Source organism: Xenorhabdus lircayensis, assembly GCF_016306625.1.
GTDB classification, from domain to species: domain Bacteria; phylum Pseudomonadota; class Gammaproteobacteria; order Enterobacterales; family Enterobacteriaceae; genus Xenorhabdus; species Xenorhabdus lircayensis.
The window spans coordinates 102875-125127 of sequence record NZ_JACOII010000033.1 but is presented as its reverse complement, the minus strand read 5'-3'; the positions used below and the strand labels follow the sequence as shown (position 1 = coordinate 125127).

Annotated in this window: 20 protein-coding genes and 3 pseudogenes; 12 read left to right on the top strand and 11 right to left on the bottom strand. The window is 43.2% G+C overall.

Going from position 1 to position 22253, the window contains the following annotated elements:
• The 11 genes from H8A87_RS08820 to pgpA all read left to right on the top strand — a co-directional run.
• A partial coding sequence (locus tag H8A87_RS08820; protein WP_456300774.1) for a phage tail fiber protein occupies positions 1-491 on the top strand: 491 nt, incomplete at its 5' end.
• Between the two features lie 202 nt (positions 492-693).
• Positions 694-1818, top strand: coding sequence for a tRNA guanosine(34) transglycosylase Tgt (gene tgt / locus H8A87_RS08815; protein WP_198689599.1), 1125 nt, complete (start codon positions 694-696; stop codon positions 1816-1818).
• 124 nt (positions 1819-1942) lie between these two features.
• Positions 1943-2281, top strand: coding sequence for a preprotein translocase subunit YajC (gene yajC / locus H8A87_RS08810; protein WP_198689598.1), 339 nt, complete (start codon positions 1943-1945; stop codon positions 2279-2281).
• Between the two features lie 27 nt (positions 2282-2308).
• Complete coding sequence (gene secD, locus H8A87_RS08805; RefSeq protein ID WP_198689597.1) at positions 2309-4156, top strand: protein translocase subunit SecD; 1848 nt, start codon at positions 2309-2311, stop codon at positions 4154-4156.
• Positions 4157-4166: 10 nt separating this feature from the next.
• Positions 4167-5135 carry a protein translocase subunit SecF gene (gene secF, locus H8A87_RS08800; RefSeq protein ID WP_198689596.1) on the top strand — a complete coding sequence of 323 codons (969 nt, stop codon included), beginning with the start codon at positions 4167-4169 and terminating at the stop codon, positions 5133-5135.
• Between the two features lie 122 nt (positions 5136-5257).
• Complete coding sequence (gene nrdR, locus H8A87_RS08795; RefSeq protein WP_198689595.1) at positions 5258-5707, top strand: transcriptional regulator NrdR; 450 nt, start codon at positions 5258-5260, stop codon at positions 5705-5707.
• Between the two features lie 70 nt (positions 5708-5777).
• On the top strand, positions 5778-6893 hold the full coding sequence (gene ribD / locus H8A87_RS08790) for a bifunctional diaminohydroxyphosphoribosylaminopyrimidine deaminase/5-amino-6-(5-phosphoribosylamino)uracil reductase RibD (protein ID WP_198689594.1): 1116 nt from the start codon (positions 5778-5780) through the stop codon (positions 6891-6893).
• A gap of 89 nt (positions 6894-6982) precedes the next feature.
• Positions 6983-7453 carry a 6,7-dimethyl-8-ribityllumazine synthase gene (ribH, locus tag H8A87_RS08785; RefSeq protein WP_198689593.1) on the top strand — a complete coding sequence of 157 codons (471 nt, stop codon included), beginning with the start codon at positions 6983-6985 and terminating at the stop codon, positions 7451-7453.
• Positions 7454-7482: 29 nt separating this feature from the next.
• Complete coding sequence (gene nusB, locus H8A87_RS08780; protein ID WP_198689592.1) at positions 7483-7899, top strand: transcription antitermination factor NusB; 417 nt, start codon at positions 7483-7485, stop codon at positions 7897-7899.
• A 101-nt stretch (positions 7900-8000) separates the two neighbouring features.
• Positions 8001-9047 carry a thiamine-phosphate kinase gene (thiL, locus tag H8A87_RS08775; protein ID WP_198689591.1) on the top strand — a complete coding sequence of 349 codons (1047 nt, stop codon included), beginning with the start codon at positions 8001-8003 and terminating at the stop codon, positions 9045-9047.
• The gene (pgpA, locus tag H8A87_RS08770; RefSeq protein WP_198689590.1) at positions 9040-9531 is read left to right on the top strand and encodes a phosphatidylglycerophosphatase A; all 492 of its coding nucleotides are present in this window, start codon (positions 9040-9042) and stop codon (positions 9529-9531) included. The genes thiL and pgpA overlap by 8 nt, the downstream gene beginning before the upstream one ends.
• Positions 9532-9647: 116 nt before the next feature.
• Here pgpA and pcp read toward each other — a convergent pair whose 3' ends face one another.
• From pcp to H8A87_RS08725, 10 genes and pseudogenes are all read right to left on the bottom strand, one after another.
• Entirely contained in the window at positions 9648-10295 is a 648-nt protein-coding gene (gene pcp / locus H8A87_RS08765) for a pyroglutamyl-peptidase I (protein ID WP_198689589.1), read from the bottom strand.
• 20 nt (positions 10296-10315) lie between these two features.
• Positions 10316-10636: pseudogene (locus H8A87_RS20450) on the bottom strand (5-oxoproline transporter, DUF979 family subunit); the annotation flags it as partial.
• Between the two features lie 100 nt (positions 10637-10736).
• Positions 10737-11438 (bottom strand): annotated as a pseudogene (locus H8A87_RS20445) (5-oxoproline transporter, DUF979 family subunit); the annotation flags it as partial.
• Positions 11435-12163, bottom strand: coding sequence for a DUF969 domain-containing protein (locus tag H8A87_RS08755; protein ID WP_198689588.1), 729 nt, complete (start codon positions 12161-12163; stop codon positions 11435-11437). The gene H8A87_RS08755 and the pseudogene H8A87_RS20445, both read right to left, overlap by 4 nt.
• A gap of 503 nt (positions 12164-12666) precedes the next feature.
• Positions 12667-13347, bottom strand: coding sequence for a helix-turn-helix transcriptional regulator (locus H8A87_RS08750; RefSeq protein WP_198689587.1), 681 nt, complete (start codon positions 13345-13347; stop codon positions 12667-12669).
• Between the two features lie 33 nt (positions 13348-13380).
• Positions 13381-14070 (bottom strand): PAS domain-containing protein, encoded by a 690-nt coding sequence (locus H8A87_RS08745; RefSeq protein WP_198689586.1) that lies wholly within the window; start codon positions 14068-14070, stop codon positions 13381-13383.
• A 907-nt stretch (positions 14071-14977) separates the two neighbouring features.
• Entirely contained in the window at positions 14978-16177 is a 1200-nt protein-coding gene (locus H8A87_RS08740) for a MalY/PatB family protein (protein WP_198689585.1), read from the bottom strand.
• Positions 16164-17618: a Na+/H+ antiporter NhaC gene (gene nhaC / locus H8A87_RS08735; protein WP_198689584.1), complete on the bottom strand. Its 1455-nt coding sequence runs from the start codon at positions 17616-17618 to the stop codon at positions 16164-16166. Before nhaC ends, H8A87_RS08740 begins: the two co-directional genes overlap by 14 nt.
• A 38-nt stretch (positions 17619-17656) precedes the next feature.
• Positions 17657-18658, bottom strand: coding sequence for a LacI family DNA-binding transcriptional regulator (locus H8A87_RS08730; protein WP_198689583.1), 1002 nt, complete (start codon positions 18656-18658; stop codon positions 17657-17659).
• A gap of 273 nt (positions 18659-18931) precedes the next feature.
• Positions 18932-19606, bottom strand: coding sequence for a helix-turn-helix transcriptional regulator (locus H8A87_RS08725; RefSeq protein WP_198689582.1), 675 nt, complete (start codon positions 19604-19606; stop codon positions 18932-18934).
• Positions 19607-20317: 711 nt separating this feature from the next.
• Between H8A87_RS08725 and H8A87_RS08720 the strand changes: the two are divergent.
• A pseudogene (locus tag H8A87_RS08720) lies at positions 20318-20937 on the top strand (IS1 family transposase); the annotation flags it as partial.
• Positions 20938-21025: 88 nt separating this feature from the next.
• On the opposite strand, the gene H8A87_RS08715 reads toward H8A87_RS08720, so the two are convergent.
• Positions 21026-22252, bottom strand: coding sequence for an MFS transporter (locus H8A87_RS08715; RefSeq protein WP_198689581.1), 1227 nt, complete (start codon positions 22250-22252; stop codon positions 21026-21028).
• Between the last annotated feature and the right edge of the window lies 1 nt (position 22253).

Below are 22253 nucleotides of genomic sequence, written 5' to 3'. Positions count from 1 at the left end.
TATGGCATTATCGTAACGCCACCGTAGTTGATGGTTATCTGAAATCTGCGTCCCCCATCATTAAAATCTGGAGTGATAGCAAATTCGAAACCAACGACGAATCAGAGGGAGCAACGGTTGAGCGTCTGTCTGAGGGCGTGTACCTCATTAAAAACGTGTTGGGATTCAATGCTGATGCTGCATGGGGTGGCGCTGACGGGGGTATTGAAATCCCGCTGTGCAAAAATAAATTACCGCTGATTTGGGTCGATTATAAAGTGCTTCCTGACGGTTCAATCAAATTGATGACCTACCACCGAGAGCACACCAGCGCCCCAAAATTCGCCAGAAATACACGGGAAGGCTACTCAGACGGGGATTTGATTGATATTCCTGATGGTCGGTCTGTTTCAGTCCGTGTCCAGATGCCGGCAGATTCGGTGTGGAATCAGCAGCAACAGAAATCCGCAGATACCGCCCCCGATATCCCATGGCCGGAACAGCCGAAGTAATGACAGGGGCGATTGCCCCAATCCCGCCGTGGTTTGGAACTGTGTCAAAACCGTGACACAAAAAAGGATAAATGACACAAAAAACCGCAGAATTTGACATACCGTATATTGTGAGGCTGGCGTGTACAGTGGCTTAATTAGCGATTAGAATGTGCTCTTTTTTGTCATGCATCAGACTGTTTTTCTGATGTCTGGAGGTTAAGTGAAATTTGAGTTACAAAAGACGGATGGAAATGCCCGTCGTGGCCGCCTGATTTTTGATCGTGGCATAGTGGAAACCCCAGCATTTATGCCAGTGGGCACTTACGGTACAGTAAAAGGGATGACACCAGAAGAAGTGAGAGAAACCGGTGCGCAGATCCTGTTAGGGAATACTTTCCACCTCTGGCTGCGTCCGGGACAGGAAATCATAAAATTGCATGGCGACCTGCATGATTTTATGCAATGGCAGGGGCCTATCCTGACTGATTCAGGCGGTTTTCAGGTTTTCAGCCTCGGTGCGATGCGTAAGATCAAGGAAGAAGGAGTTCATTTCCGTAACCCAATCAACGGAACACCTGTTTTCCTCAGCCCAGAAAAATCCATGGAAATCCAATATGACTTGGGTTCTGATATTGTCATGATTTTTGATGAATGTACGCCATACCCTGCTGATTGGGATTATGCGAAGCGTTCCATGGAAATGTCATTGCGCTGGGCTGCGCGCAGCCGTCAACGTTTTGATGAGCTGGAGAATAAAAATGCCTTGTTTGGGATTATTCAGGGTAGTGTTTACGAAGATTTGCGTGATATTTCCATAAAAGGACTGGTGGAAATCGGTTTTGATGGCTACGCTGTGGGTGGTTTGGCCGTCGGTGAGCCGAAAGAAGACATGCACCGTATTCTGGAGCATGTCTGTCCGCAGATCCCGCAGGATAAGCCTCGCTATTTGATGGGTGTTGGCAAGCCGGAAAATTTAGTTGAAGGCGTTCGTCGTGGTATCGATATGTTTGATTGTGTGATGCCAACACGTAATGCCCGCAATGGTCATCTGTTTGTAACAGAAGGAGTGATCAAGATCCGCAATGCCAAACATAAGGAAGATACTTCTCCGCTGGATGAGCATTGTGACTGCTATACTTGCCGCAATTATAGCCGTGCATATCTCCATCACCTTGATCGTTGTAACGAAATTCTTGGCGCAAGGCTGAATACGATACATAATTTAAGGTATTATCAGCACTTAATGGCTGGAATGCGCAAAGCCATTGAAGAGGGCAAACTGGAACAGTTTGTTGAAGAGTTTTATCTGCGGATTGGCAAACCCGTTCCGCCGTTAAATATATAATTTGGCGTGACTAACCAGCCTCAATATGTGTAGCATATCGGGCTGGTTTTTGATCGGGCCACTGTCGATTTTCGACAATAATATTTTCGATAACAATGTATTCGATAACAATGAGGGAAATTTGATGAGTTTTTTTATTTCTGAAGCTGCGGCAGCTGCTGGTGCGCCAGCGCAAGCTCAGGGGAACCCATATTCTCTGATTATCATGCTGGCTGTTTTCGGTTTGATTTTCTATTTCATGATCCTGCGTCCACAACAAAAACGTACCAAAGAACATAAAAAACTGATGGGTTCCATCTCCAAAGGAGATGAAGTGCTGACTTCTGGTGGTTTGGTTGGTCGTGTCTCTAAAGTGTCTGAAACAGGCTACGTTGTGATTGCCCTGAATGACACCACCGAAATAACTGTCAAACGTGACTTCGTCGCTGCCATTTTGCCGAAAGGTACAATGAAGGCTATTTAATTTCCGATTTTCCCGAAGGGAACTGCCGTGTTGAACCGTTATCCTTTGTGGAAGTATCTGATGCTGATCGCTGCGATCCTCATCGGTCTGCTTTATGCACTTCCCAACCTTTATGGTGAGGATCCGGCTGTACAAATCACTGGCGCGCGAGGTATCGCCGCCAGTGAAAAAACGCTGGACCAAGTCCGTAATGTTTTAGAAAAAGATCAAATCAAGAGCAAGTCCATTGCATTGGAAAACGGGGCAATCCTTGCTCGTTTCAGTAGCTCTGATGTTCAGCTCCGTGCCCGTGAAGCGCTGGTCTCTGCATTGGGTGAACAGTATGTCGTGGCATTGAACCTCGCGCCTGCGACGCCTGTCTGGTTAAGCAAAGTTGGTGCTGACCCAATGAAACTGGGGCTTGACCTACGTGGTGGTGTTCACTTCTTGATGGAAGTGGATATGGAAACCGCACTGGGCAAGTTACAGGAACAGAATATTGATAGCCTGCGCTCTGAACTGCGTGATCAAGGCATCCCTTATTCCACTGTCCGCAAAATTGATAATTACGGCGTCGAAGTTCGTTTCCGTGATAACGACGCACGTTCTAAAGCGGAAAGTTATCTTGAACCCCGTCATCGTGATTTAGTGTTCTCCAGTGGCACAAACAACACACTGAAAGTTGTCATGAGTGATGAGCGCCTACGTGAAGCTCGCTCTTATGCGGTACAGCAGAATATCACTATTATGCGTAACCGCGTTAACCAGTTGGGTGTTGCTGAACCTCTGGTTCAACGTCAAGGTGCAGACCGTATCGTTGTGGAGCTGCCTGGTATTCAAGATACCGCCCGCGCGAAAGAGATCCTCGGTGCAACTGCAACACTGGAATTCCGTCTGGTCAATGCCAATGTTGACCAAAATGCAGCGTTGTCTGGCCGCATTCCAGCCGATTCAGAATTGCAGTATACCCGTGATGGTAGCCCTGTTGTATTGTACAAGCGCGTTATCCTGACAGGTGACCATATCACTGATTCCACTTCCAGCACGGATGAGAACGGCTATCCGCAGGTAAATATCTCGCTGGACAGTGCTGGTGGTACTGCGATGTCTAATTTCACCAAAGATAATCTGCAAAAACCAATGGCGACGCTGTTTGTGGAATACAAGGACAGCGGCAAGAAAGATGCCAATGGCCGTGCGATGTTAGTTAAGAAAGAAGAAGTCATCAATATCGCCACCATTCAGTCGCGTTTGGGTAATAGTTTCCGCATTACTGGCATTGGCAATCCGGCGGAAGCCCGTCAGTTGTCTTTGTTGTTGCGTGCGGGTGCACTGATTGCCCCAATCCAGATTGTGGAAGAACGTACCATCGGGCCAACTCTGGGCTTGCAGAATATCGAACAAGGTCTTGAGGCGTGCCTGTGGGGCTTGATTTCCTCCATCTTGTTCATGGTAATTTACTACCGTAAGTTTGGTCTGATTGCGAGCAGTGCGCTGCTGGCTAACTTAGTGATGATTGTTGGTATCATGTCCCTGTTGCCGGGAGCAACGCTGACCATGCCGGGGATTGCGGGTATCGTCCTGACACTGGCTGTGGCTGTGGATGCGAATGTATTGATCAACGAACGTATCAAAGAAGAGCTGCGTAATGGGCGTACTGTACAGCAGGCGATCCATGAAGGTTACAAAGGTGCGTTCTCCAGTATTATCGATGCAAACCTGACTACACTGATTACTGCCATCATCCTGTATGCAGTGGGTACCGGTTCTATCAAGGGCTTCGCGATCACTACTAGTATTGGTGTGGCGACTTCGATGTTCACTGCTATTGTGGGAACACGTGCAATCGTGAACTTGCTGTACGGTGGCAAGCGTATCAATAAGTTGTCAATTTAAGGAGCACGTTGTGGCACAGGATTATACTGTTGAACAATTAAACTATGGGCGTAAAGTTATCGACTTTATGCGCTGGGACAACGTTGCCTTTGGGATTTCGTTCCTGCTATTGATCGCTTCCATCTTGATGATTGGTGTCCGTGGATTTAACTGGGGGCTTGATTTTACCGGTGGTACGGTAATTGAGATTAACCTAAGTAAACCTGCGGATCTGGACGAGATGCGTGAAAGCCTGACACAAAATGGTTTTGCTGATCCACTTTTGCAAAATTTTGGCAGCAGCCGTGATGTGATGGTTCGTATGCCGCCAGTGGTGGGCAATGCAGGGCAAGAACTGGGCAATAAGATTATTTCGGTTGTTAACCAGAATATCGATAAAGATGCTGTGGTCAAGCGTGTGGAGTTCGTCGGCCCAAGCGTGGGAAGTGAACTGGCGCAAACCGGAGCGATGGCGCTACTGGTTGCACTGATCTGTATCCTGATTTATGTCGGTTTCCGCTTTGAGTGGCGTCTGGCATTAGGGGCAGTTATCGCACTTGCGCATGACGTGGTTATTACGCTGGGTATACTGTCGTTGTTCCACATCGAAATTGATCTGACTATCGTGGCATCGTTGATGTCCGTTATCGGCTATTCGTTGAATGATAGTATCGTTGTGTCAGACCGTATCCGTGAGAACTTCCGCAAGATACGCCGTGGTACGCCGTATGAAATCACCAACGTTTCCCTGACTCAGACATTGAGCCGTACGATCATGACGTCTGCGACCACGTTGCTGGTTGTGATGATGTTGTATATTTTCGGTGGTGAAATGCTGAAAGGTTTCTCATTGGCAATGTTAATCGGTGTTTCTATCGGTACAGTGTCTTCCATCTATGTTGCTTCTGCTCTGGCCTTGAAGCTGGGTATGAAACGTGAACATATGGCCCTGCAGAAAGTTGAGAAAGAAGGGGCGGATCAACCTTCCATTCTTCCTTAATGATTTAGCATGATCGAGCGCTGATATTGCTTAAACACTCTGTGAGTACTTACTGACAGGGTGTTTTTCATTATCACTTCAAGGTACACTGTTATCCCTTCGGTTAACTGTCAGGAAACGATATGCATTGCCCATTTTGCGCAGCCGTTGATACTAAAGTTATTGATTCCCGCCTGGTAGGGGATGGCTCACAAGTGCGCCGTCGCCGTCAGTGCCTGGAATGTCATGAGCGCTTCACTACGTTTGAAATCGCAGAACTGGTGATGCCGCGAGTCATTAAAAGTGATGACATTCGGGAGCCTTTCGACGAAGAAAAATTGCGTCGTGGCATGCAAAAGGCATTGGAAAAGCGTCCTGTCAGCTCTGATGATGTGGAAACGGCGATTAGCCATATTAAGTCACAGGTGCGGGCAACGGGAGAGCGTGAAATCCCGTCCAAAATGATCGGGAATTTTGTTATGGATGCGTTGAAAAAACTTGATAAAGTGGCTTACATCCGTTTCGCATCTGTTTACCGTAGTTTTGAGGATGTTCGAGAATTTGGCGAAGAGATTGCCAAACTACAAGATTGAGAGCTTTGTTTTTCAAAAACGATGGTTTTCAATAAATCCGACTTTCTAAAAATGCGGCGATCGAAAAATTATGACACTCGATGAAATATATATGTCCCGAGCGCTGGAGTTAGCGCATCAGGGCCGTTTTACAACATCTCCGAACCCGAATGTAGGTTGCGTCATCGTTAAGGATGATCAAATAGTAGGAGAAGGTTTCCATTTACGTGCAGGTGAGCCTCATGCAGAGGTTCATGCTCTTCGTATGGCTGGTGAAAAAGCCAAAGGTGCTACAGCTTACGTCACACTTGAACCATGCAGCCATCACGGCAAGACTCCTCCCTGTGCTGATTCTTTGATTGCCGCGGGTTTAAGCCGTGTTGTGGTCGCGATGCAAGATCCCAATCCACAAGTTGCCGGACGTGGTTTATATAAATTGCGGCAAGCGGGTATCGTTGTTGAACATGGCCTGATGATGGAACAGGCAGAATCCTTGAATAAAGGGTTTCTCAAACGTATGCGCACGGGATTCCCTTATCTGCAATTGAAACTGGGAGCATCATTGGATGGTCGTACCGCGCTGGCGTCGGGGGAAAGTAAGTGGATTACTTCACCAGAAGCCCGTCAGGATGTACAGAAATTGCGGGCGCAATGCAGTGCCATTTTGAGTTCCAGCTCAACGGTACTGGCAGATGATCCTTCATTGACTGTCCGCTGGAATGAATTGGATGCTGAAACACAAACGGTTTACCCTCAAGAGCTTCTCCGTCAGCCAATCCGCATCATTACTGATAGCCAAAATCGTGTGACCCCACAGCATCAGGTTATCCAGAAAACAGGGATATGTTGGTTAGCACGTACTAACAAAAATGAACAGCAATGGCCCGATAATGTCGATCAGATTTTATTGCCTGAACATGGTGATGGTGTCGATTTGGTGCTGTTGATGATGCAACTTGGTAAGCGTCAAGTCAATTCAGTTTGGGCGGAGTGTGGTCCTGCTTTGGCTGGGGCTTTATTATCACTGGGGCTAGTAGATGAATTGATCCTTTATATCGCGCCCAAGGTGCTGGGAAATAGTGCCCGTGGGTTATTCACTATCCCTGAATTGCAGAAGTTATCGGATGCTCCTGAATTCACTCTGTTTGATGTACAACAGATTGGGCCTGATGTGCGTCTTCGTTTACGACCCGTCTGGGTATCCTGATTTAAGTTGGGACATAAACCAAGACGCAGAGAAAAATAATGTGATAAGATCCGCGGCCCTGCGGATATGAATAAGGTATAAGGAAGGCTATGAACGTAATCAAAGGTGTTGTTGCAGCTCCTGAAGCCCGCATTGCTATTGCGATCGCCCGCTTTAACAACTTCATTAATGACAGCCTGCTGGAAGGAGCCGTGGATGCGTTGGAACGCATCGGTCAGGTTTCTCCAGACAATATCACCGTAGTATGGGTTCCGGGTGCCTATGAGCTGCCGTTGGCTGCTAAGGCACTGGCTGAATCCAAAAAATATGATGCGGTTATCGCTCTGGGTACTGTTATCCGTGGCGGTACAGCCCACTTCGAATATGTTGCCGGCGAGTGCAGCTCTGGCTTGTCCAGTGTGGCGATGTCCAGTGACATTCCTGTCACATTTGGTGTTCTGACAACTGAAAATATTGAACAGGCAATTGAACGCGCAGGTACTAAAGCGGGTAATAAAGGCGCGGAAGCTGCCTTGACCGCATTGGAAATGATCAATGTAATCAAAGCCATTAAAGGCTAAATTTTTTAGTTTTAATTAAGGGGAATTTTGTGAAACCTGCTGCTCGTCGTCGTGCTCGTGAGTGTGCTGTTCAGGCAATTTATTCATGGCAATTATCCAAAAATAGCATTGCTGATGTTGAATTGCAGTTTCTGTCAGAGCAGGACGTAAACGGTGTTGATATCACCTATTTCCGTGAGTTGCTGTCCGGGGTAGCGGTCAATGCTACAAAATTGGACGCTTTGATGGCGCCTTATCTTTCCCGCCAGCTCGAAGAGCTAGGTCAGGTGGAAAAAGCTATCTTGCGCGTTGCAATGTTTGAACTAAGCTTTCGTGATGATGTTCCCTACAAAGTGGCTATCAATGAAGGTATCGAACTGGCAAAAACGTTTGGCGCCGAAGATAGCCATAAATTCGTGAATGGGGTGTTGGATAAAGCTGGCCCGGCAGCACGTAAGAAAAAGTGATTGCTTGCCAGGAGTTCCCCATTATAACTCGATGATTTTACACATGAGGCCGGATTACCGGCCTCATGTGCTCATCGTCAGTCACTTTTTGGAATTCTATTATGGCATGTGGTGAATTTGACCTCATTGCACGTTATTTCAATCGCCATGTCATCCGCCGACGTGATGTAAATCTCGGGATTGGTGATGATTGTGCGCTGATGACCGTTGCAGATAAGCAAGAATTAGCAGTAACAATGGATACACTGATTTCTGGTGTCCATTTTCTTCCTGAAATCTTACCGGAAGATTTGGCCTATAAGGCACTGGCTGTCAATATCAGTGACCTGGCCGCCGTTGGGGCAGACCCAGCTTGGGCATCGCTGGCGTTAACGTTGCCTGACGTCAATGAGGATTGGTTAAAGAGATTCAGTGATAGTCTGTTTGAACAACTGAATTATTACGGTATGCAATTGATTGGTGGGGATACCACAAAAGGCCCCATGAGTTTGACGCTAACCGTACATGGTTTGGTTCCGGCCGGCAGAGCGTTGCGCCGCGCAGGTGCGAAGAACGGTGATTGGATTTATGTAACCGGAACGCTGGGTGACAGTGCAGCGGGGCTTGCTCTGTTGCAAGATCGTCTGACTGTGGAAGATAGTGCGATCCACAATTGGCTGGTTAAGCGTCACCTCCGCCCGCAACCACGAGTTTTACAGGGGCAGGCGCTGCGTGATCTCGCTTCTTCCGCGATTGATCTGTCTGATGGCTTGATTTCTGATCTCAATCATATTCTGACAGCTAGCCAATGTGGCGCACGTATTAATCTGGATGCGTTACCTTATTCCGAAGCTATGCAGCAATATGTTGCCCCTGAACAGGCCTTGAAATGGTCGTTAAGCGGTGGTGAAGATTATGAATTGTGCTTCACTGTACCTGAGCTTAACCGTGGTGCATTAAATATGGCATTGGCCCATTCGGGTGCCAGTTTCTGCTGTATTGGGCAAATTAGGCCAGAATCAGAAGGCATCCGCTACTTTAACAACAACGAAGAAATTGAGCTGGATCTGAAAGGCTTTGACCATTTTAAAACCGATAAAAAACCTGTAGTACCTTGTTCAGCAGTACAGCAAGCAGAAAATGACCAAAAGGAGGGGACGCATGGATGATGCAAAACGTCACTTAAAAATGAGCAATCCGTGGCATTTGTTGGCCACGGGGTTCGGTAGTGGCTTATCGCCGATTATACCGGGCACGATGGGTTCAGTGGCGGCGATCCCTTTCTGGTTGCTGTTGGTGCAGTTGCCTACATGGGGAATTTGGTTGGCCATCTTGTTGGGAACCATCATTGGTTGCGTGATTTGCCAGAAAGCGGCTGATGCCATGAAAGTGGAAGATCCGGGCTGTGTGGTCTGGGATGAATTCATCGGCATGTGGATCACATTGATGGCGATTCCGGTGCTCAACTGGCAATGGGTTTTGGTGGGCTTTGTGGTATTCCGCATTTTTGATATGTGGAAACCGTGGCCGATTCGCTGGTTTGACCGCTATGTGAAAGGCGGAGTCGGCATTATGCTGGATGACATTATCGCGGCAATCTTTGCGGTTGCGGTTATTTGGCTGCTGAATGTCTACCAACTGTTGCCTTTCTAAACGATTATTATTCAAAACGATTATTATTCAAAACAATAGCATTAAACGTTGTGATAACTGAATAGATTAGCCATTGAATACAGTGGCTAATCTATTTCCGGTATTGACTTATTCTCTTAGTGCGTAGCACCGCCTGTAACAACAATATCCGCTTTATTTTCCCATGCTGTTTCAATGGCTGTTTTCAACGCTATTGTTATCAATTCTAGTGTCATACTTGGCATATTAGAATGTTTGACTGCCTGTTCTGGCAGATAAGGAACATGGATAAATCCTCCGTAAACAGAGGGATATTTTTGTGCCAAATAATGCAATAAGCCATACATAACATGATTGCAAACAAAAGTACCAGCAGTTTGGGAAACTGACGCGGGAATACCTGCCTTCTTCAGCTCATTAACCATAGCTTTGGTAGGCAGACTAGAGAAATATGCCGCAGGGCCACCGGGAATAATGGGAGTATCAATCGGCTGTTTCCCAGCATTATCGGGAATACTGGCATCATTGATATTAATTGCGATACGTTCTACGCTGATGTTTGCCCTACCTCCTGATTGCCCTACTGAAATCACCAGTTCCGGTTGAATCTGGTCAATAGCAGCATAGAGATGTTCTAAAGCGGCATCAAAAATGCAGGGAAGCTGGCAAACTTCAACATTTGCGCCGGCAATTTGATGGCCCTGTAATAGTTTAGTGGCTTCCCATGATGGATTTATCGTTTCACCATCAAAAGGTTCAAAACCAGTAACTAAAATAGTTTTCATGTCGGATCCTTATTGTTGTTTCATAAGAACATTAGGAAGTAGAGTAAGAACACATTAGTCACCAGTAAAGTGCTTCCCGTGGGAATTTGTGCTTTGATCACAGCATTGCGATCAGGCAACTCTAACAGAGCCGCGGGCACGATGTTGAAATTCGCTGCCATTGGGGTCATTAACGTACCACAATAGCCGGAGAACATACCAATAGCGGCCATAACTGCTGGATTGCCGCCGTGCTGTAAGATCAAAATCGGAATGCCAATACCAGCGGTGATGATGGGAAAGGCGGCGAAAGCATTACCCATAATCATGGTTAGCAGAGCCATGCCAAATACATAAGCTATAGCAGAACCAAAATAATATGACATAGCATCTAAATTCAAATGACAAGGCAGTATTGCTTATGAGGCATGTAGACTGCGTCAAGTTATACTGATTTAGCTATACCACTGCGATAAATCGATTATCGACAGCCAAATAATTTTCGGTCAGATGAGAAATCACAGTGCCTACACCGGCTGCGGTAAACAGCAAACCGAGGGTTGCCAGAATTTGTGGTAGGATAAATACACAACCAATCGAATCTAGCAGACGGCGAGTCTCCTGTATAGGCTGTGTAATGGCATCACGACTCATGCGTAACGCGATAATTAATCCAATCAGGCACCCTAGAGTAACGGAAAAGAGCGTCACCAGTGTTGAGTTATTGCCTGAACCAAAGACAGCTTGTTGCAGGTCGGGAATGTGGTTAAACATCAGAATGCCAAGCATGGTGACAATGGGGATCAGCAAAGCGGGCAAAAATAACCGATTACCAAGACGTTCAGCACTTTCCTGCCGTTGTTTTGGTGTGCGTTGATGATAATTTCCCAGACGAACACCGCCGAATCCAGCCAGCAGTGCCATAACAACCACCAACACGCCAACACAGATATGGGCGATTTTCTGGGCATGGACTTCATCACTGATCCAGATAGCCGTAAAATGATAGCTCCATTTCCCCATCAGAAAAATTAAACCGTACAGTGCCCAAAACAGGCCCGTAGTTAAGCGCCGAGGATTGGCTTTATCACGCCATGACATGATAGCAACAGCGATCAAGATAAGCCCCGCCAGCACATAGAGATACTGTAACTGAAACATTATTTCGCTCCTTTGCTATTCAATCTAGTGTGATTCAAGGAATTCAGTTCGTTGGCAAGGCGGTGATCGAGGCGATATAACCGAATAGAGTGGATTAGAAAAGCACAAATTGCGGTGGGAATTCCCCAGAGGGCAATATGCAGCGGTTCGGTATGAATACCACCCGATTCCAGCATGAAATTGTGCATAAAAATAATGGCCCCAAAGGCGACAAAAATATCCTCACCGAAGAACAGCCCAGTATTATCCGTTGCGGCGGACATGGCGCGAATGCGATGACGAACCGAATCCGGTAACTCTCCATATTGGTTTTCAGCCGCACCTTCTGCCATGGGAGCCAGCAGAGGGCGAACCATTTGTGGATGCCCGCCTAAACTGGTTAACCCTAGAGCAGCAGAGGTTTCGCGTATAAACAGATAGACAATCAGTAAACGCCCAGTGGTGGCGGTTTTAATATGGGCAATGGATTTCTGGGCGCGTTCTTTTAATCCATGCCTTTCCAGCAGGCCAATAATGACCAAAGGAAACAGGATGGTCAGCGTAAGATTTAACGTATTAATAAAACCAGAGCCTAGCTTCTCCAGAACGTCAACTATTGGCATTTGGGCGGCTAACCCCGTTATAAGGCCGGCAATTGTGACAACAAGAACAGGATTAAATCTGATGATAAAACCGATGATAATGACGGCGATCCCGATTAAGGGCCAAAAATTGATAGCTTGCTGCATAATTTACTTCCCCATGATTAAACTTAGTGTTGTTGTATTGTTGTATTGTTGTATTGTTGTATTGTTGTATTGTTGTATTGTTGTATTGTTGTATTGTTGTATTGTTGGCTTAGGTTATGTTTATTGTTAATTAATTGTTTTTGTATTGTTGAACAATAAATAGGATGTGATTAACAAATAGGCAAATAAAATTCGCATTGGATTGTAAAAATGGAATGCAGATCACTTCTTGGACGAAAATGTTTTGCTAGCCAGCTGGAAGCCAAAAGAGATAAAACTCAGAGGAAGAGAAATGTTATATGATGTATTTAAAAATAATATGTCTATCGTACTTATACCTGTCTGGTAGGGATAAAAGAACAAGTTATTGAACTTACCATAAATAATGCCGATATCCGTGACACTGCATAGGCATTAAATATCGGCATTAACATTGTTGCTCCTATTTAACAGTTTTCACTGTGATGTACAACGATATCGTAGGTATTGATAAAATTTGATATTCAAACAAAAATCCTGCTTTCAGGACACAAAAAACTTTCTGGTACATAGAGATCGAAATCATTAAAACGACAGTATTCTTCCAATTGTTGGGCAGAGCTAACACCAACCTTTTTATATATTTGTGCTGTATAGTTTTCGACAGTACGATAGGAAATATTTAATATTCTGCCAATTTGTTTACTGGTATTTTTGTGTAAAGAGAGGAAAATGACATCCCATTCCCGTTGAGTAAATAAATGAGTAGGTGGTTGAAACATAATAGATGCAGGAAGTTTTCCATGGTATAGGCGGGTTAATGAATAATCTTGAGCTTTCCATAAATGATATATAATTCCTATACAATCACCATTTTCATGATAGAGAGGTGATTTTTCACAGAAGTAAGATGATAATGTTTTTGTTTCCCCCCAAATATGTGTTTCGAGAGAAATGTATGATTTTTCTTCTTCCATTACCTTTTGATCATGATTAATATATTCCTTTGCAAATTCAGCACCATCCCAAGGAAGTTCATCATCATAAAGTCCTTCAAAATAAAATGAATCAGAGAAACCTTTAATAGAACTCAATGCTTTGTTACCATAAATAAAGCATGAGTTATTATCCTTTATCCCCCAAGGATCGTTACTTATTGCTAGAGTGTTAATTATTTGAGGTGAAATGATGGGTTTATTACTCATATCATATTCCTTTTTTCTGTCTGAATAATATAATTAGTTGAGTTCTTTACTACCAATAGTGATAAACCTTTTAGGAATATAGTGATCAAATTTATGCTTTTTGCAGAAGTCTTTCAGGTCTATATGTCTTGAAAGATTAAACTTTTGGTAAATTGATTGTATGTAATCAGCAATATCTTTTGTATTGATCGTTAATTCTTTACTAATACTTTTTTCATCCAATGAACGTAAGATTAGAAAGAGAATTTCCCACTCAATTTGCGTCAATACATTACTAGGAGGTGTGAATTCTAGGGAGACTGGGATGGTTTTATCATAATAATAAGAGGTGGATAAATTTTGAACTTTGTACATATGAAAAGTGATGCCAATACAATCGCCATTATCATCACAAAGTGGATATTTATCACAAAGATAGGCTTGTTTGACTTTATGTTTTCCAAATAGATGAGTTTCCATTGAAGTTACTCTTTGCATAGTTTGAATAACTTTTTGATCCTGAAGATAGAGTTCCTCTTCATATTCTGCAATAGGTGAGGGTAATTCGCCTATATGAAGTCCTGTAATGTCGAAATTTTCAGGTAGGTCGAGCAGTTGGTAAAAAGCGGGGTTGGCATAGATAAATCTTGATTGGCGATTTTTTGCTCCCCAAGGATCAATGCTTTTTTTCCACATGTGAATTAATTGCGGAGTGATATTATTTGGTTTTTTCATATTTGACATGTTAACTATTAATTCATTATCTGAATTGTTTTCTAATTATGATTGGAATGATTTAACCATATAATATGGCACAATAATTATCCAGTCAAAGCCTGTATGTTTAATTAATTTCAATATGACATTATTAATGTAAAAAATATTATTTTTATTTGAAATTATTTTAAAAGTTAATGGTATTAGCGTATAAGGTTGTAACCTATTAAGATAGATGGTTTTATACAGATAAGAAATATTAACTAATTGTGATTATGTACTTAGCATTGTCGGTAGTATTATCGGTTTTTTTGAGAGAATAAAAGTTCATTAAAGTATTTTATACGCTTCCAACATTTTAAAAAATAACTAAACTTTTTAAGTATCTTGGCGGCCACGGGTCATAAAAGAATCCATCTGAGTGTTTATTGTTCTAACTTTACTGAGTGAATTAATTTGTGACTTTTGGGTAACTAGATGTAACATTTTCCTATTAGAAGAATATTTGACTGTACTTAGCGGAATTTAACGTATTAGTACAGATGTTTTTAGTATTTTGTACCAGCGCCGGCTCCAGGGAAAAGGCTGTAATAATATAAAAATATTAATCTGAAGAGGCTATAAACATAGCACTTTGAGTAACCAAACTAAGGGAAAGAAGAAGGAATGATTGGAAGAAGGAATGATTGTAGCAAATGCCTTGCACCGCTTCTGGTCTTAAGGGTGAGCGACTTATCGTTATCGCTTTAAATTGTGAGCATTACGGAATATGACCAAGCAGATATTTTAAATGAATTGTCATTTCCGAAATCAACATGGGTGTTTCATACAAAAAACAATAAAAATAAACTAATTACCTGAAACTTTTCTTATGGAAAGTTTCAGGTATGATCATATCTCTTCCTCTATTTTTGCTGATCTTTCGGATGCCTTTTTATTTTATGGTATTAACCTTTATGGGTGTTAACCGAGCTAAACCGGCGATTGCCTTTTCAAGGTATTGACGGGGACAACCTAAGTTTATTCGGATAAACCCTTTTCCTCTATCGCCAAAACTGCATCCCATTGAAACAGCTATTTTGGCTTTCTGCATTAATTCCTGTTGCAAGGTATTATCATCCAGTCCTAAATCCCGACAGTCCAGCCAAGCTAAATATGTACCTTCCGCTTTGGTCATTCGGCACCAAGGGGCGGAAGATGCTAAAGCTTTTTCGAACCAGTCACGATTTTCAGCCAGATAGTCTTGTAGTTTATCAAACCATGTATCCCCATATTGGTAAGCTGCTGTAGCCGCAGTCATAGATAATGAATTGAATACATCTAATCCGTGAGCATTCAACCGATCATTAAAGGCTTGTCGGAGACTGGGATCTGGAATGAGAAAGTTTGATATACGCAGTGAAGCAAGCCCAAACGTCTTACTTGCTGAGGTGGCGGCAATGACATTGCTATGCCATTCACTCCCAAGATGCAATATTGAGGTGAATTTACCCCAAGGCAAAATTAAATCAGCCCAAATTTCATCAGAAATTACCGTCGTACCGTATCTTTTGCAGAGTATCAATAGTTGGTGGAGTTCGTCACGATTCCAACATCGACCAGTAGGATTGTGTGGGTTACATAATAACAACAAAGGTGGTCTGTGTTGCTCCAATATGTGTTCTAAATGGTCATAGTCAATTTGATAACTTTCTGAACTTTCAAGAAGCGGATTTTCAATAAGCACCCTGTCGTTCATCGTAATAATTTTGGCAAATGAAGCATAATAGGGGCCTTGTATAATGACACCTTCTCCTGGTTTACTCAGCATTTGTATCAGTAAAGATAGTCCAGGTATGACACCTTCTATTGATGTGAACCATTCCTTATGCAAAGTCAGTTTATGGCGTCTTGAAAACCAGTCTATTGCTGCTTGGTAGTAGAGATCGTCGCGTTCGCTATAACCGAAAATACCGTGGTCAATCCGGGAGGATAGGGCTTGCAGGACTTCTATTGGGCATTGAAAATCGAAATCAGATACCCACATTGGCAGAAGGTCAGTTTGGTTTAATTGTAAGTCACGATCTAAAAAATCCCACTTAATAGAGCCTGTATTGTGGCGATCGATTATCTGGTTGAAATCAGGAGATTTCACGTTGATTTTCCTTTTTCTTCAGGGGGTTTTCCGGTGTGGTTTTTGCAATACCGAAACCAGTAAAGCCATAAATAAGAGCACAAAAGACAGCGGCATAGCACTGGATTGCCCAAGGTAATAGCTCGAGCGTACTGACACCCAATGTTGTAGCCATATATATGCCAGCAGAAGTCCAAGGGAGCAGTGGTTCAATGACAGTACAGCCATCTTCTATGGTTCGTGAGAGATTTTTGTTGTCTAGCCCCATCCGGCGATAAGCGCCTTTGAACAACTCTGCCGGGATGAGAAGAGCCAACTTTCCATCACAGGTTGCGCCAGTGACCAGAAGGGTTGTAGCTAGAGTTGCAGCGATGAGTTGCCCGGTTGTGTGAACAGCTCGCAGAAGCCGGTTAATGATGACGGTCAAGGCACCAGTGAGTGTTAACGCACCAGCAAACGCGAATGCACAAAATACAAGTAATATAGTTCCCATCATTGAGAACATACCACCGCGATTGAGCAGGCGGGTTACATCGCTAATGACTCCGGTAATGTTGTGTCCCTGATCAGAGAACATTGAGAGATTGAAACCATCAATTAACGCATTAAGCCCCTGTTTAAGAGTAAATCCCTGAATACCTATACCGATCACAATGGCCAGTGTGCAGGCAGCCAGCATGATTGGTATCACCGGACGTTTTGTCATAGCTCCCCATAAAACCAGTATCGGTGGCAGAATCAGCAACAAATTGAAGTGATATAAGCTTTCAAGCGATTGCATGATTTCTGTGATTTTTTCGGGGGTTGCTACGCTACCTGTTAAGCCCGTATGACCTGCAATAAAATAGACAATGGTGGCTAAAATAAAGCCTGGGATAGTGGTATACAATAAATGTTGGATATGGCTGTAAAGATCAGTGTCGGCAACGATTGCAGCGAAATTAGTTGAATCAGATAACGGTGAAATCTTATCACCGAAATACGCGCCTGAAACAACCGCTCCCGCCGCAGCTGCCAAAGACACATCAAGGCCAGCGGCAACTCCCATTAAAGCGACCCCTACAGTTCCGGCTGATCCCCATGATGTACCGGTACAAACTGAAATAAGGCTCGTGATAAAGAAGGCGGCAATGAGTATATATTGAGGGCTAATCAGCTTTAATCCCCAGTAAACCATGTAAGGTATGGTTCCGCTGAACATCCAGGTGCCAATTAAGCCTCCAACGCAAATCAGTATCATGATCACAGGCATTGCTTTGGCTAGCTTTGCCACAATGGCATCAATAATGTCATCCCAGCGATAGCCTTGCCAATATGCCAAGGCTGCTGCTATTACCGCTGATATGAGCAATAAGGATTCGATACGCAGCCCCAGTTGACCATAGCCAATAATTAGCAGTAAGAGCATTGCTGCAATAGGCAGTATAGCGAGTCCTAGATTCAGTTTTTTCTTTTCATCCATATAAAAATTCCAATTTTGATAGGTTATTGAAATAAAAATTATTCTATTAAAGAGACGGAGTCTCTGATGACAAGTTCTGCTGAGAACATATTCATTTGTGGAGGTAGCTCTTTTTTGGCAACGAGCTGTAAAGCTAGGTTAGCTGCTCGTTGAGCCATTTGTTCTACTGGGTTATGTACGGTAGTTAAGGGGGGATAGAGATAACGGGCCGTGACGATATCATCAAATCCAACGATCGACAGTTGTTCAGGTAATTTGATTTTTCGCTGGTGTAGGAATCTCATCATGCCAGCAGCCATAACATCATTGAATGTCACTGCCGCAGTAAAGTTGGTGCCACTGCTTAAGAGTTTTTCTGCTGCCAGTTCCCCACCTTCTTCGTTAAATGGAACGCTAATAACCCAATTGCTAGGTACTGTGATACCCGCATTAGTCATTGCAGAATGATATCCTTCCAGACGGAGTTTTCTATCATCGATCGGTATATCTGCCGTAACATAAGCAATTTTTCGATGACCATTTTGGATAAGATAGTTGGTAGCCGTATGAGAGGCACTGACGTTATCTAGCCAGATACATCGGTTAGCGATAGCTGGGAAATATCGATTAATAATCACTAATCCTGGCGTATGAGCTGCATAACGTAATATATCTGCTTCGCTCATTCTGCTGACATAGGCGATTATTGCTTCACATCCTTGATTGATTAAAAAGTCCAAGGCTAATTTCTCAAGTTCAGCTTGGTGCCCGCCACTACAAACCATTAGTTTGGTTTCTTTTTTCCGGGCAATTTTTTCAACTCCTCGAGCCAAAAGGGAAAAAAAAGGATCGGCCAAATTACCAGTCAGTAAACCTAGCATATTCCCGCATCTTTTCGCCAATGCAAGCGCAGCAGAATTACGGTGGTAGTTGAACTCACGCATGGCTTTTTCTACACGCTCACGGGTGCCCGGTTCGACATAAGCTGTATTATTAATGACACGGCTGACAGTGGCTACGGACACTCCAGCTTGATGTGCTACGTCTTTCATAGTGGCCATGCTTTCTCCCCAGCAATTGAGTAAGATAAATATGAAGCGGGATCTTATATTAATTTATTTACATTATAATAAATCTATTTATATATATTTTTCAATAACTTAATTTTATTTTATGTTTAATTTGTTATTTTATTAACTATTTAATAATTAAGTGAGGACGATTGGGAGTATGAATTTCCCTTAAGTCACATGATTATTAAGTCTTACCTCTTTTGTCACTTAACTCACCTCCCTGATTAAGCTGCGAAGTATGGGGGAGCACCGATATCATCTTTAATATATCAATGCATGTTCTATGGATTTTAAATATTCTGGTGGGATATACAGGTCATAATTATTTCTTTCACAGAGCGTTTTTAACTCAATGATTGAATTGATTGATAATTTTTCATAGATAATCTCAAAATACCTTTCCAAGGTACGACATGAGATTTTCAGTTCATTAGCAATATCTCTATTACTGATACCACGACAGAACAAAAAAATTATCAACCATTCTTTCTCTGTCAGTATATTGTTAGGAGGACTAAGATTAATAGATATAGAAATCTCATCTTTAATATAATGATGTACTGAAAAATGTTTCATTTCTTTAGCGTGGCAAATTATTCCGATACATTGATTATTTTCACTCATTAGTGGGTATTTTTCACAAAAGTAGGGTTTTATTTGTTGATTGTTATGTTGAAAATAAATTCCGATAGATGATATTCGTTGCATGGATTGTAAGACTTCACGGTCATGCTTTTCAAAGAGGTGAATAGGGTAATTAAACGGCGTGGGTAATTCTTTTTCAGTATATCCTGTAACATCAAAGTTTTCAGGTAGATTATTTAATTTAATAAATACTCTATTTGCATATATAAAACGGAGATCATTATCTTTTACAAACCATTGTTCATGACTTCTATCCCACATATTCGTTAACTGAGGGGTGATTTGACTCATATATAACCTTCAATAATTCTTGAGTATAATATACCCGTTATTTTTCGAATCGCTTCTTTGTGGGTTTCACCCACCTCAGTTACATAGCTCTCTATGCTCTTTCGGATTCACTTTATAGAGCATTCCTTCATAAACAGAGGTTATCGTATTGCTATGATTTCCGTCGTATGACTGGCTCTCGATTGAAAAGTATTCTTAAATCATACATTGTGAACTCCAGTTTTGGGTTGGTCGTTGCAAACGTCATTTTAAACAGAGTAATGAATTTATTTCAGATGAAATGTGAAGTGAGTTTTTTATTCATGTAATCGGTTTCATGAAGTGTGAAAATGTGACTTTCGTATCAGTTTTTGATCTTGCTTATCACCGAGTAAGCAAGAGTGGAACTGTAGCCATTACCAGCCCATTATGCGCAAATGAGGGTAATTGGAGATATGAATATGACTGCTACTTACAGCCAAACGCTCCGAAGTCACGCTATCATCTAAAAGCCAAGGGCCAAGAACAGCAATGCTATATGACGAATATAAAAATTATATTTACGATAATTAAATAATATCGATAACTTTACTTTTGGTAGTATTGAAATGTTTTTTCCAATTTAATTTTTAAGGTGATTTTTATTTGGCTGATTTTCGTGTAAGTAATTAATTGGGTAATGATATCAATTTGCTGATATATGTATAATACCCCTATTTGGAGAATATTCAGATGGCAAAGATTGATGTTGTTTGTCCATCCTGTCGTGCTGTCAAAGGCATTCATTGCAATGGCCGCGATGGCTCTGGTCATCAGTTACCTCTGCCAATCTTGTCGTCATACCTGGCAACTTGAATTTACTTATACCGCGTGTCAGCCCGGTACTCATCAGCAAATTGTTAAGATGGCTTTGAATGGGTCTGGATGTCGGGCAACCGCGCGAGTGATGGGAATTGGATTCAATACGGTGCTTCGCCACTTTAAAAAACTCCAGCTAAAACAAGTAACAGAAGCTATTTCTTCTGGCTCGGAAGTCGTTGTTTGCTGCAAAATGGATGAGCAGTGGTCATACGTGAAATCAAAGGGTAATCCTCTTTGGCTCTTTTATGTTTACGACAGAATAAAATGGAAAGTTATCGCTCACGTTTTTGGCCCGAGAACAAAGAAAACACTGAGACACCTAATGGCCTTGCTGGCACCTTTCGAAATTGTGCTCTACATGACTGATGGCTGGCAGGGTTAAAAGAACGGGCGGGGAAACTTCATGTCGTCAGTAAGCGTTATACGCAGCGTATAAGAGGCATAACCTGAACTTGCGCCAGCATTTGGCAAGGCTGATTCGCAAAGCACTAATCCAGCAATCCATGTGTTTATCATAGAAAAAAATCAGCGCCGAAGAGTCATACTCTCAATCGGTGCTGATTATTAAATTTTCAACTTTTACACTTTGCTGGCAGTAAAACGCCGTACCCACAACAAGAGCAGCACCAATACCGTTAGCGGCAAGCCGTGGAATATCAGAATTACAATGGAGGGTGGCAACCAGACGTAGAACGGAGCGACCAGCAGCATTCCTATTCCAAAGCCTGTCATTTGCAATAATGTCAGCAAGCTGAAAATAGGCAGGCGTAAACTTTCCGGTTCGCTTTGTGCCCGTGATATCAGGCTGACTTCTGCGATACCATCCCCAATTCCTGCCCAGACTGCAAACAGCAGCATCCAGAATAGGTTGCTTTGTTGGAAGGTGAGGATAAATCCCGTCGACATCAGAGCGACGCCGATAAAAAACAGTTTTTCCATCTTCAATAGATTGCGACTACGTAGCAGATAGCTAGCCAATCGTGCACCGCTGAATTTACCTATCGCCCATGTCGCCAGCAGTAATCCCATTGTGGTACTGGCGTTATCGGGGGTAAGGAGTTTTGAAATGATGGGAAAACCGACGTTATGGGCGGCGCTGCCCAGTGTGTCGGCCAGGCTGAGGAACAGCATTCCTGCCAGCATTGGCGCACCGCGCAAACCGAAGCGTAATTCACGCCATTCATTACCGAGTTCTCTTAACGTTTTTTGTTCAGGTAAAGAGAGGAAACGTAGGGGCATAATCAGGATCGCAGCCAGCAGATAAGTAATGATATTGACGGTAAATACCATTTCATAACCGCTGCTTGCGACCAGAAGCCCCGATACAAGACTGCCAAATACTGCCCCCGTGGCAGCGACGGAGGTTAGCCAGGAGTTCGTTGATATGCGTTGGGAAGCGTGTACCCAAGAGGGCAGTTGGCTGTTAAGTCCGATAGCAAACATGGAATTGCCTAAGCCAATGCCGAAGGCGATCACCGGTAAGATCAGTAATTGCTGTGAGACAGGGATCACCAATAATAGGGACAGCAAAATGACGCGCACCAGATCAAAAATGACCAGCGGCCATCTTCCCGCAAATCGTCTGAAAAACGGCGTTCCGATCAGGCTGGCAATGATGCCACCAGCAACACGGCAGGCAAGAAAAATACTGACGTGCATGACACTGTTACTGAGCAGGTAAACGTAGGTGGAAAGTGCCACCATATTCAGAAATGCACCAAAATCAGAGACGAAGCGGGCACTGACGATAAATAAAGCATTAAGACCGGACCAACGCAAATTCAAACTATTTTCCTGGCTTGACATT

Coding starts and splice junctions, on each gene's coding strand:
- H8A87_RS08750 (WP_198689587.1), bottom strand. CDS start 13,347: ATGAGTAATAAACCCATCATTTCACCTCAAATAATTAACACTCTAGCA.
- H8A87_RS08755 (WP_198689588.1), bottom strand. CDS start 12,163: ATGCAGCAAGCTATCAATTTTTGGCCCTTAATCGGGATCGCCGTCATT.
- thiL (WP_198689591.1), top strand. CDS start 8,001: ATGGCATGTGGTGAATTTGACCTCATTGCACGTTATTTCAATCGCCAT.
- ribH (WP_198689593.1), top strand. CDS start 6,983: ATGAACGTAATCAAAGGTGTTGTTGCAGCTCCTGAAGCCCGCATTGCT.
- ribD (WP_198689594.1), top strand. CDS start 5,778: ATGACACTCGATGAAATATATATGTCCCGAGCGCTGGAGTTAGCGCAT.
- H8A87_RS08745 (WP_198689586.1), bottom strand. CDS start 14,070: ATGTCAAATATGAAAAAACCAAATAATATCACTCCGCAATTAATTCAC.
- nhaC (WP_198689584.1), bottom strand. CDS start 17,618: ATGGATGAAAAGAAAAAACTGAATCTAGGACTCGCTATACTGCCTATT.
- pgpA (WP_198689590.1), top strand. CDS start 9,040: ATGGATGATGCAAAACGTCACTTAAAAATGAGCAATCCGTGGCATTTG.
- H8A87_RS08730 (WP_198689583.1), bottom strand. CDS start 18,658: ATGGCCACTATGAAAGACGTAGCACATCAAGCTGGAGTGTCCGTAGCC.
- yajC (WP_198689598.1), top strand. CDS start 1,943: ATGAGTTTTTTTATTTCTGAAGCTGCGGCAGCTGCTGGTGCGCCAGCG.
- nrdR (WP_198689595.1), top strand. CDS start 5,258: ATGCATTGCCCATTTTGCGCAGCCGTTGATACTAAAGTTATTGATTCC.
- pcp (WP_198689589.1), bottom strand. CDS start 10,295: ATGAAAACTATTTTAGTTACTGGTTTTGAACCTTTTGATGGTGAAACG.
- H8A87_RS08725 (WP_198689582.1), bottom strand. CDS start 19,606: ATGAGTCAAATCACCCCTCAGTTAACGAATATGTGGGATAGAAGTCAT.
- H8A87_RS08715 (WP_198689581.1), bottom strand. CDS start 22,252: ATGTCAAGCCAGGAAAATAGTTTGAATTTGCGTTGGTCCGGTCTTAAT.